This window comes from Enterococcus dispar ATCC 51266, assembly GCF_000406945.1.
Taxonomy (GTDB): domain Bacteria; phylum Bacillota; class Bacilli; order Lactobacillales; family Enterococcaceae; genus Enterococcus_C; species Enterococcus_C dispar.
Map to the genome: position 1 here is coordinate 2,642,133 of NZ_KE136354.1, position 11,190 is coordinate 2,653,322.

An 11,190-nucleotide genomic window follows, 5' to 3' on the forward strand; every position below is an offset into this window, starting at 1 on the left:
CTTGGTTAACGAAAAGTAAAGTCTTTTTTTCTTCTCCCATAAAATTGCAAAATAGCGTATGATACGAAAGGAAAGAAAAATTAAGAAAGGATGACAAGAATATGAAGCGATTGAAAAAGCAGTTGATTTTTATTGTTGGAATTGTAGCGTTGGTTGTTCTGTTACTCTCCTTTTATAAACCCGCCGGAAAATCCGATAGCGTTAAAGAAAGTTATGATCAATCTACGCGATTTTCTCAAACTGAAATAGCTGCGGCTGCCGAGGTTGTCAAAAGTGGTTTTCCGACTGTCTTTAAAAATTGTCGTTTGGACACATTGGAATTTAAAGCAGACTTGCAAAAGTATGCACGCTTAAAAACAGAAAAAGAAGCACCGGCAAAAACAGAATACCTGTTATTAACGAGCACTCTATATGTGGGGCCTAACGGTTATGAAAATTTACGTCCCAATACCTACTACAGAGATTGGTGTTGGTATTTAAAAAGGGTAGATAATAGTCAGTGGCAATTGTATTATTATGGAAACTTGGGCTAGAATTAGATATTTTATGGATGGGCAGTCATTGCGGGGCTGTCTTTTTGTTTGCGTTTAGAATCCGTTAAAAATTTTAAGGGTGGCTTATTTTATGTAGGCAATATCGTGCACAAGGAATACTTGTAAAGATAAAAAAATACCACGTCGCAAAAGACGTGGTAAAAGTAAAATTCTTACATTAATTGGTTGTAGAATTCAACGACGAATGATTCGTCAACATCAGGTGTCATTTCTTCACGTTCTGGTAAACGAGTTAATGAACCTTCTAATTTTTCATCATCAAAGCTAACGAAAGCAGGACGTCCGATTGTTGCTTCTAAAGCAGCACGAATTGCTACGTTGTTTTGAGATTTTTCGCGAACACCAATCACTTGACCAACTTCAACGTGGTATGAAGGGATGTCAACACGTTTGCCGTCAACTGTGATATGACCGTGGTTTACTAATTGACGTGCTTGACGACGAGTAGTAGCTAAACCTAAGCGGTAAACAACATTATCCAAACGTTGTTCTAACAAGATCATGAAGTTAACACCAAGTTTACCTTCTTTGATCCGGCCAGCTTTAACGAATAAGTTACGGAATTGACGTTCGTTCATGCCGTACATGTGACGTAGTTTTTGTTTTTCAGTTAATTGCAAGCCGTATTCAGATTTTTTGCCGCGGCTGTTAGGGCCGTGTTGACCTGGTGGGAAAGGGCGACGAGCTAATTCTTTACCAGTTCCAGACAATGAGATACCTAAACGACGTGATAATTTCCATGATGGTCCAGTATAACGTGACATTTAAAAATTCCTCCAATAAAATAAATTGTTTTTTGGAGTAAAATAATCCGATGAAAAATTCATATTCGTACAGTTCATCCTTCAATCTTCACCTTTGCAGCCGCGGTTACACAATTGAACTGGTAAGCCAGCGATGGACTGGTGACGAGCTATTACTTTTCTGCTGCATTATTTTACACAAAGGTTAGTATACGATAGTTGTCTACTTGTAGTCAAGGAAAATTGCCTGCTTTAAAAGAAAATAGAAAGGAATTCAAAAAAGAAATAAATAAAAGAACGGTGTTTATTTATCCGGCTATTTCGCATAATCGCTTCTTTTATTACAAGTAATGGAAAAAGTACTCTTTGATGAAACTTTTTTCATTAGCAAAAAAGGTTATTTTGGATTTTAAAAACTAACGATATTTGAAAAAAAAGATTAGAGCCAATAATTATCTTATCATTTTGCTGCGTACTTTTTCAGAAATTTCCCGAAAGAACTTTACAAAATCAATTTGCCTCTATAAAATGAGTGGGTATTTATAATTATTCATTTAAGTAGAGGAGAAAAGAGATGAATCCTGTATCACCGTTATTTTCAAAAATTGACACATCGATTGAAAAGAAAGTTGACTTAATTCAAGGCAGTTACTTTCGCTATGCGGTCCGCGCAATTTTAGCTTGTTTGTTTTTAGGTTTGGGAACAGCTGTGGCATTTGCAATCGCTATGAAAGGCGAGCATATCGTGCCGGGCTTAGGTAAAATGTTGTATGCCTTTATGTTCAGTTGGTCACTTGTAATGATTTTGTATTTGAATGCCGAATTAGGTACTTCAAATATGTTATATATGACAGTAGGTGTTTATCGAAAACGCTTGAATTTTGGATTAGCCACAAAAATTTTATTTACTTGCATTTTATTTAACTTAATTGGTGGCTTAGTAGTTGGCTTTTTAATCGCACAAACAGGACCATTTCAAGGATTAGAACCTGACAATTTCTTCTTTACATCTATTACGGGTAAATTGGAAAAATCAACCATGCAAATTTTGATTGAAGCAATGTTTGCCAATATTGTCGTAAACACGGCTGTTTTAATCAGTATGCGTATGAAAGATGATGCGGGTAAAGTTGCAGCGATTATCTTTATCATTTTTATCTTTGCCTTTTTAGGTTATGAACACGTTATTGCAAACTTTCCGGCTTTTTCTTTAGCCTATTTTGCTTCTGGTGGTGCCATCGAAGGAATGACCACAGGGGCAGTTCTCCACAATCTTATTTGTGCCTTAATTGGGAACTATATTGGCGGAGGTCTAGTCATGGGCTTAGGCTTTGCGTGGTTAAATAATTCCAAATCCATTTATGTCGATTAATACTTAACGGTTGTACCAAAGCATAGTGAGTAAATCTTTAATGAAAAGATTTACCGCTATCCCTTTGGTACAACCGCTTTTTTGTTATATAAGTGGAGTTTGTTCTGCCAAACCTTGCGTGTTTATCCAATTGCTTTTACAATGAGGTAGAAAAGTAAGCAAACGATATGACTTCATCAAAAGGAGATATTATGTCACAATTATCTTTTGTGCCTAACCCAAGTCAAGCTGTTTCAATGGCAAAATATATGAAAAATCAATTTACTTTTTTAGGTGTCCCAAAACCGATACGGGCACAAGCAGAAAAAGAACTTTTAAAAGAAAGCCAGCAGTGGTCAACAGCTCAATTAGAAACCGAAATTTTTCATTACTATCAGCGAGATGCGCGGGAATATCAATATTTAGCCATTGACTTGTTTAATCAAAATGTATTGCGGCTAAATTTGGCTGAACTAAAAAACTATTTACCTTTAATCGCTACTAAAGAGTGGTGGGACAGTATTGATGCTTGGCGCAAAGGCTTTAATGATTACGTTAAAGCCAATCCTGAAACATTAGCTGAAGTTTTTAGCTGGTTTTATCAGGCAGAAGACTTTTGGTTTAGACGCATCAGTATTAATCTTCAGTTACAAAGCAAGTCTGCAACTGATTTGTTGTTGCTGGAACAAGCGATATTGTTTGATCGAAAGACAGCGGAATTTTTTATTCAAAAAGCTATTGGATGGTCGTTGCGGGAATATAGCAAAACAGATCCAATATATGTTACAAATTTTATTGCCAAAAATAATTTGAGTCGTCTTGCTGCAAGAGAAGGTGGCAAGCATTTAAAGAAAGAGAGTAAAAAATGAAGCGAAAACTAATTGCCTTTGATATTGATGGAACACTATTAAACAGTCAAAAAGAAGCACTACCTAATACGCTACAGGCACTGGAAAAATTACGAAATGATGGTCATTTGGTCTTGGTAGCAACTGGACGCAGTCGTTTTTTAGCCCAACCAGTTTTAAAAAAATTGGATTTTCACAATTACATTGTCTGTAATGGATCGGCTGCCTTTTTAGATCACAAACAAGTTTATAAGCATTTGTTAGATGAAAAGCAATTAACAGATTTCATTACTGAAACGGATCAATTAAAAATTGATACTGCTTTTGTCGGAATAGATGCGATTCGCCGTCACAGTGATTTTAATGTACCTGTCATGGATGAAGCCATGCAATCTTTTGGTTCTGAGGTACCGGAATTGGATCCGGATTTCAAAAATCACCAAGAAGTTTATCAAGCACTAGCTTATTATGATGACGCTTATGAAGGGCATTTTGATGAAAAATATCCGGCTTTGCGTTTTGTTCGTTGGCATGAAAAGTGTGTTGATGTAATTCCAGAAAATGGCTCTAAAGCTGCGACAATTTTACATTTAGGAGAAACGTTGGGGATTGATACTAGTGACATTATTACTTTTGGCGATGGTCAAAATGATAAAGAAATGTTAGCGACAGCAGGAGTTGGTGTGGCGATGGGAAATGCCGCAGCAGATGTAAAGAAAGTGGCCTCTTTTGTTACGAGTTCAAATGATGAGGATGGTATTTTTAATGCTTTGAAAGAATTAGCATTGATTTAAAATGGAGGTGCCAAAAATGAAAATTGCTTTAATTGCCCACGACCGTAAAAAAGACTTAATGGTTCAAATGACAACCGCCTACAAAGAAATATTGGAAAAACACGAGTTGTATGCTACGGGAACGACCGGACAAAGAATTGCTGAAGCGACCGGACTAAAGGTTCATCGTTACAAATCAGGTCCATTGGGAGGCGATCAGCAAATCGGTGCGATGCTGGCTGCCGATGATCTGGATATGGTCATCTTTCTACGGGATCCACTAGCGGCACAACCCCATGAACCAGATGTGACGGCATTAATCCGTTTAAGTGATGTGTATGAAATCCCCCTAGCCACCAATATTGGAACGGCTGAAATTTTAATTCGGGGTTTGGCACTTGGCTTAGCTGATTTTCGGGAGATTGTTCATGAAAATGATCAGCGTCCTCTTTCTTTTTAATTCTTTTACTTAACGTGCTTTGCCACCAAAGGCAAAGCACGTTTTTATCTTACTACTTTGAAATCGTTTGTAGTACAAAAAATATGCGGGAACTTTTGATGAAACGATTAAACTATTTGCATTTTACTTAAAGTGTATTTATTTGAAAAAGCTTTGGTTATGTAAAATAAGGAACACTTTTTTTTCGGTGAAAAAACAACTATAATAGAGCAAGACATTTAAGAGAAGAGGAAAATTTGTGCGGGTATTGTTTATTGGAGATGTTGTAGGTTCATTAGGTAGAGAAACAATTACGGAGTATGTACCAAAATTAAAGAAAAAGTATCGTCCCCAAGTCACCATTGCCAATGGTGAAAATGCAGCTGGCGGCCGCGGAATTACTGGGAAAATCTACAAAAAATTTTTACAAGATGGTATAGATGTGGTGACTTTAGGCAATCATACTTGGGATAATCGCGATATCTTTGAATTTATCAGTGATGCCAAAAAAATGATTCGGCCAGCCAATTTTCCTGCGAAGGCTCCAGGAATAGGGATGGTTTTTGTTAAAGTAAATGAAATTGAACTCGCTGTAATCAATCTACAAGCAAGAGCTTTTATGACAGCAATTGATGATCCTTTTACAAAGGCTGATGAATTAGTAGCAGAAGCCAGAAAGCGCACACCTTACATTTTTGTGGATTTTCATGGAGAAACCACCAGTGAAAAACAAGCAATGGGCTGGTATTTAGATGGTAAAGTCTCAGCTGTTGTGGGAACCCATACACATGTGCAGACAAATGATGGCCGTATTTTGCCCAAAGGAACGGCTTTTTTAAGTGACGTTGGAATGACGGGGCCTTATGACGGCATCTTGGGTATGAAAAAAGAAGGCGTTATTGAACGTTTTATCACCGCCTTACCGCAACGCTTTGAAGTAGTGGAAGAAGGACGTACTATTTTGTCTGCTTGTGTGATTGATATTGATGAAAAAAATGGTCACGCTAAAAAAATTGAGACGATTCAAATTTCAGCGGATCGTCCTTTTTATGAATAGGAAGAAAAAATGGAAAAATTTGAACCAGAAGTAACAGCTGCGCTAAATGAATTAACCAACGCATTAGCTGAAAATGAGATTGTCAAAGATTATCGCAAAATTGCACTAAAGGTGGCGAATAATTCTCGCTTACAAGAGCTAGAAGAAAAAATTAAAGCGGCGCAACAAGAAGCAGTTCAATTTGCCCATTATGGTAAACCTGAGGCGGAAAAAGCAGCGCTTGCAGCTGCCAATGAATATACTAGAGAATATGAAAATCATCCTTTAGTTCTCGCCTATCGAGAGAAGCTGACCTTAGCGAACGATCTGTTGCATTTTATAACAGAAAATATTTCTCAAGAAGTAAATCAAACAGTAGAGAATTTAGCAGATCAAGCTAAAGAGGATTAAAGAGCCAGCTGTAACGCTGGCAAAATTTGTCCAGTCATTTTCAAAATTAAAGTAATACTGACGCTAGAATAAATTTTAGTAAAAAATGTGAAATAACTGAAGGAGGAGCTTTCATGCCTCAAAAAACCAAAAATACCCCTATGATGGAACAATATTTAAGTATTAAAGCCAATTATCAAGATGCCTTTTTGTTTTATCGATTGGGGGACTTTTATGAAATGTTTTACGATGACGCGATTAAAGCCGCTCAAATCTTAGAGTTGACCTTAACAAGTCGTAATCGTAATGCAGATGATCCCATTCCCATGTGTGGCATCCCTTATCACGCGGCGCAAGGTTATATTGATACCTTAATTGAACAAGGATATAAAGTAGCCATTTGTGAACAAGTAGAAGATCCTAAAACGGCTAAAGGCATGGTAAAAAGAGAAGTTGTTCAATTGGTTACACCAGGAACAGTCATGGATGCCAAAGGGCTGGCTGCAAAAGACAATAATTTTTTGACAGCTTTAAGTTTTAATGGTGAGGAGTATGGTTTTGCTTATGTAGACTTAAGTACTGGCGAACTAAAAGCGGCGACTTTAGCAGATGAAGAAGCGGTTATAAATGAAGCGAGTGCGCTGCAGACCAAAGAAATTGTGTTTACCAGTGAAATTACAGATGAATTGAAGAAAACTCTAAAAGAGCGCTTAAACTTGGTTTTTTCAAGTCAATTGGAAATGAAAGAGAACGCAGAATTTCAATTTTTGACGAGTGAATTACACCAAGACAGCGAAAAAGAAGTCACTGGCAAACTTTTATGCTATTTAGCAGAAACCCAAAAACGCAGTTTAGCCCATATTCAAAAAGCGGAAAGTTATCAACCGGATCACTATCTCAAGATGGATTACTATTCGAAGTTTAATTTGGAATTAGCCCAATCCATTCGTACTGGTAAAAAACAAGGAACGTTGTTGTGGTTACTTGATGAAACCAAGACGGCTATGGGAGGACGCTTGTTAAAACAATGGTTGGATCGTCCTTTAATTCAGAAAAAACAAATTCATGCCCGCCAAGAAATGGTGCAGTCTTTATTGGAGAGTTATTTTGAACGGGCAGATTTGCAAGAAGCATTAACGAAAGTATATGATTTGGAACGTTTAGCAGGGCGCGTAGCTTTTGGAAATGTAAATGGTAGAGATTTATTGCAATTAAAAACCTCCTTAGTTCAAGTGCCGCAAATTCGTACATTATTAAATGGTATTAATACTGGCGCTTGGAATAATTTATTACTAGATTTAGAGCCACTCGATGACTTGGTGTCGTTAATTGAACAAGCTATTAATGAAGAAGCACCTTTAGCGATTACTGAAGGTAACGTTATTAAAGATGGTTTTAATGAACAATTAGATCAATATCGTTTAGCTATGCGCAATGGTAAACAGTGGTTAGCAGAATTAGAAGCGACCGAGCGGGAAGCTACTGGCATTAAAAACCTGAAAGTTGGTTTTAATCGTGTCTTTGGTTACTATATTGAAATTACAAAAGCAAATTTGGGGAATTTAGCAGAAGGCCGCTATGAACGGAAACAGACACTAGCCAATGCCGAGCGCTTTATTACACCGGAACTAAAAAAATTAGAGACGCAAATTTTAGAAGCCGAAGAAAAATCCGTTGATTTAGAATACCAACTCTTTTTAGCCGTCCGAGAAGAAATCAAAAAGGCGATTACACGTTTGCAAAAATTGGCCAAAGCGATTAGCAGCGTCGATGTGTTGCAAAGCTTTGCAACGATTGCTGAGCGTTATCAATATGTGCGGCCTAATGTAAATAATAAACAAGAATTAGCTATTAAAGAAGGACGTCATCCAGTGGTGGAAAAAGTTTTGGGCCACCAAGAATATATTCCCAATTCGATTACAATGGATCAAGAAACATTAATTCTTTTAATTACTGGACCAAATATGTCAGGGAAAAGCACCTATATGCGGCAGTTGGCATTGACTGTCATTATGGCGCAAATGGGAAGTTTTGTACCGGCTGAAAGTGCCGACTTACCAATTTTTGACCGTATTTTTACCCGAATTGGTGCAAGTGATGATTTAATTGCCGGTCAAAGTACCTTTATGGTGGAAATGATGGAAGCCAATCAAGCACTACGTCACGCAACTTCCAACAGCCTTATTTTATTTGATGAATTAGGTCGGGGAACGGCAACTTATGACGGTATGGCTTTAGCCCAAGCAATTATTGAATATATTCATAAAGTAGTAAAAGCTAAGACGCTTTTTTCAACTCATTATCACGAATTGACTGTTTTAGATGAAGCGTTGCCACAGTTGCGCAACATTCATGTCGGAGCAGTAGAAAAAGACGGTGAAGTAGTTTTCTTGCACAAAATGATGGAAGGGGCCGCCGATAAGAGCTATGGTATTCACGTAGCAAAAATTGCAGGTTTACCAACTGAATTGTTGGAGCGTGCAGCAACGATTTTGAAACACTTGGAACAAGAACCAACAGTAGGAAATCCAAGTCCACACGTTTCAGAAGAAGTTGAACAAATTTCATTGTTCCAAGAAGTTTCTACAGAAGAATTAGGGGTCATTGATACCTTGAAAAAAATTGATTTATTGGATACTACTCCTAGAGAAGCTTTAAATATTTTATATGAATTGCAAAAACGAATTTAGAAAAGGAGGCAGACGATGGGTAAAATTCAAGAGTTATCTGAACGTCTTGCCAATCAAATTGCTGCCGGTGAAGTGGTGGAGCGCCCTGCTTCGGTAGTAAAAGAATTAGTTGAAAATGCGATTGATGCAGGATCTACACAAATTGATATTTTAGTCGAAGAAGCCGGACTAAAAAAGATTCAAGTCACCGATAATGGTGAAGGGATTGCAGAAGATGATGTGAAAAATGCCTTTAAACGCCATGCGACAAGTAAAATTCATAGTCGCGATGATTTATTTCGAATTCGGACTTTAGGATTTCGCGGTGAGGCATTGCCAAGTATTGCCTCTGTTTCATACGTTACCGTTGAAACGGCGGTCCAGGGTACTACCCAAGGTTCTCTACTGCGGCTAGAAGGTGGAAAAGTAGTGGAAGATACGCCTGCTCCGTTGCGACAAGGCACTAAAATTACTGTTGAGAATTTATTTTACAATACACCGGCTCGCTTAAAGTACGTTAAGACATTACAAACAGAACTTGCTAATATTGGAGATATCGTCAATCGCTTGGCTCTTAGCCATCCCAATATTGCGTTTCGCTTAGTCCATGATGGTAACAAAATGTTAACCACAGCGGGAAATGGCGATTTAAAACAAACGCTTGCTGGTATTTTTGGTGTTCAAACCGCTAAAAAAATGTTGGCAATTGAGACAAAAGATTTGGACTTTACTGTTCAGGGGTATATTTCTTTACCAGAAGTAACAAGAGCGAGTCGCAATTACATCTCCACTATTATTAATGGACGCTACATCAAAAATTTTGCGTTAAACAAAGCTATCATTACCGGCTATGGTTCAAAACTAATGGTAGGTCGATTTCCAATTGCCGTTTTAGAAATTACGATGGACCCTTTGTTAGTAGATGTAAACGTGCATCCTACTAAACAAGAAGTGCGCTTGTCCAAAGAACCAGAATTAACCAAATTAATTAGTAAAGCGATTAATGATCGTTTGAAAACGGAAAATCTAATTCCTGATGCTGGAGAAAATTTAGACTTTAAGAAAAAAATTCCGCGGACAGAACAAGAACAAACCGAGCAATTACAAATGGAACTGCCAAATGCCGAAAAGAAAAGTAATGGCCTTACCTTTGATCCAAGCAGCGGTAAATTTATTTACCGTAATTCACAGTCTGTGGATAAAGCTGTGGATGACTGTGGACAAGTTGCAAAAACCCACCATGAAAATCGTAAAGAATCAGCAGAAAAAAGAACAGAAGATAATTTCCCTGAAGGAAAATCCGCCGAAATTCAAGCCGAATTTCCGCCTACATTCCGTTATCCCCAAGTATCAGAAGATGAAGCGAACTTTTCTTCACTTGTGGATAATCAAACAGCAGATACTCATGTTGCCTCCGGTAAAGCGGCACAAGAAAACCAAAATGACGAAGTTTTATCACAAGAAGAAAAAGCGGCAGAAATTCAAAGTGAGCAGGATCATCCTGAATTTAGTCTTCATGATCAAAAAGGGAGTCAGGCTTTGAATAAGGCAATTGCCGCTTTAGAAGCAGAAAAACCTGTTGAACGTTTTCCCCAACTGGAATATTTTGGACAGATGCACGGAACGTATCTTTTTGCCCAAAGTAGTGATGGCCTTTATATTGTGGATCAGCATGCCGCTCAAGAACGTATCAAGTACGAATATTTTCGGGAAAAAATTGGCGATGTCAGCAGTAATTTACAAGAGTTACTCGTCCCAATCGTGTTGGACTATCCCAACAGTGATGCGATTAAATTACGCGAAAAAAAGGAAATGCTTTTAGATGTAGGGATTCAATTAGAGGATTTTGGTGCAAATAGTTTTATTATTCGCGCACATCCAACGTGGTATCCCGCAGGACAAGAGGAAAGTATTACCAGAGAAATGATTGATATGTTACTCACTACAGGTAACGTTAGCGTCAAGAAATTTCGTGAAGCGACAGCGATTATGATGAGTTGTAAACGATCAATTAAAGCCAACCACCATTTAAATGAATTGCAAGCACGAGTTTTATTGCAAGATTTAACCTTATGTGAAAATCCCTTTAATTGTCCCCATGGCCGCCCGGTATTGATTCACTTTAGTAATGGCGATATGGAAAAAATGTTCAAACGCATTCAAGATCCTCATCGTTCACCAATGGCTGGTTTGGAAGATTAAGCTTTTTAATTGAATAAATAATTTGGAAGTAGCACGAAGATTGTAACGGTAATTTTTGTGCTGCTTTTTGGTTGGAAAAAAGATTGTCTGATTTTCACCAGAAATAAAGTCGATATATCGAGATGATTGCTGGAGAGAGTAGAACAAGTCATTTTCGCTTTTCATATTGAAAATTTGAAAAATAA

10 protein-coding genes are annotated in these 11,190 nt (G+C 37.6%); 9 read left to right on the forward strand and 1 reads right to left on the reverse strand.

Features of this window, described 5'->3' with window-relative positions; translation table 11 throughout:
* The first annotated feature begins 101 nt into the window (after positions 1 to 101).
* Positions 102 to 533 (forward strand): hypothetical protein, encoded by a 432-nt coding sequence (locus tag RK01_RS12535; protein ID WP_016173654.1) that lies wholly within the window; start codon positions 102 to 104, stop codon positions 531 to 533.
* Positions 534 to 706: 173 nt separating this feature from the next.
* On the opposite strand, the gene rpsD is transcribed toward RK01_RS12535, so the two are convergent.
* Positions 707 to 1,318: a 30S ribosomal protein S4 gene (gene rpsD / locus RK01_RS12540; protein WP_016173655.1), complete on the reverse strand. Its 612-nt coding sequence runs from the start codon at positions 1,316 to 1,318 to the stop codon at positions 707 to 709.
* 553 nt (positions 1,319 to 1,871) lie between these two features.
* Between rpsD and RK01_RS12545 the strand changes: the two genes are divergently transcribed.
* From RK01_RS12545 to mutL, 8 genes are all read left to right on the forward strand, one after another.
* The gene (locus RK01_RS12545) at positions 1,872 to 2,669 is read left to right on the forward strand and encodes a formate/nitrite transporter family protein (protein WP_016173656.1); all 798 of its coding nucleotides are present in this window, start codon (positions 1,872 to 1,874) and stop codon (positions 2,667 to 2,669) included.
* 191 nt (positions 2,670 to 2,860) lie between these two features.
* Positions 2,861 to 3,517, forward strand: coding sequence for a DNA alkylation repair protein (locus tag RK01_RS12550; protein ID WP_016173657.1), 657 nt, complete (start codon positions 2,861 to 2,863; stop codon positions 3,515 to 3,517).
* The gene (locus RK01_RS12555; RefSeq protein WP_016173658.1) at positions 3,514 to 4,290 is read left to right on the forward strand and encodes a Cof-type HAD-IIB family hydrolase; all 777 of its coding nucleotides are present in this window, start codon (positions 3,514 to 3,516) and stop codon (positions 4,288 to 4,290) included. The genes RK01_RS12550 and RK01_RS12555 overlap by 4 nt, the downstream gene beginning before the upstream one ends.
* A gap of 16 nt (positions 4,291 to 4,306) precedes the next feature.
* Entirely contained in the window at positions 4,307 to 4,729 is a 423-nt protein-coding gene (gene mgsA, locus RK01_RS12560) for a methylglyoxal synthase (protein WP_016173659.1), read from the forward strand.
* Positions 4,730 to 4,967: 238 nt separating this feature from the next.
* Complete coding sequence (locus tag RK01_RS12565; protein WP_016173660.1) at positions 4,968 to 5,765, forward strand: TIGR00282 family metallophosphoesterase; 798 nt, start codon at positions 4,968 to 4,970, stop codon at positions 5,763 to 5,765.
* A gap of 9 nt (positions 5,766 to 5,774) precedes the next feature.
* A complete protein-coding gene (locus RK01_RS12570; protein WP_016173661.1) occupies positions 5,775 to 6,155 on the forward strand; it encodes a YlbF family regulator in 381 nt (126 codons plus the stop codon).
* A 113-nt stretch (positions 6,156 to 6,268) separates the two neighbouring features.
* Positions 6,269 to 8,824, forward strand: a complete 2,556-nt coding sequence (mutS, locus tag RK01_RS12575) for a DNA mismatch repair protein MutS (RefSeq protein ID WP_016173662.1) — start codon at positions 6,269 to 6,271, stop codon at positions 8,822 to 8,824.
* Positions 8,825 to 8,839: 15 nt separating this feature from the next.
* Complete coding sequence (gene mutL, locus RK01_RS12580; protein ID WP_016173663.1) at positions 8,840 to 11,005, forward strand: DNA mismatch repair endonuclease MutL; 2,166 nt, start codon at positions 8,840 to 8,842, stop codon at positions 11,003 to 11,005.
* The last annotated feature ends 185 nt before the right edge of the window (positions 11,006 to 11,190 follow it).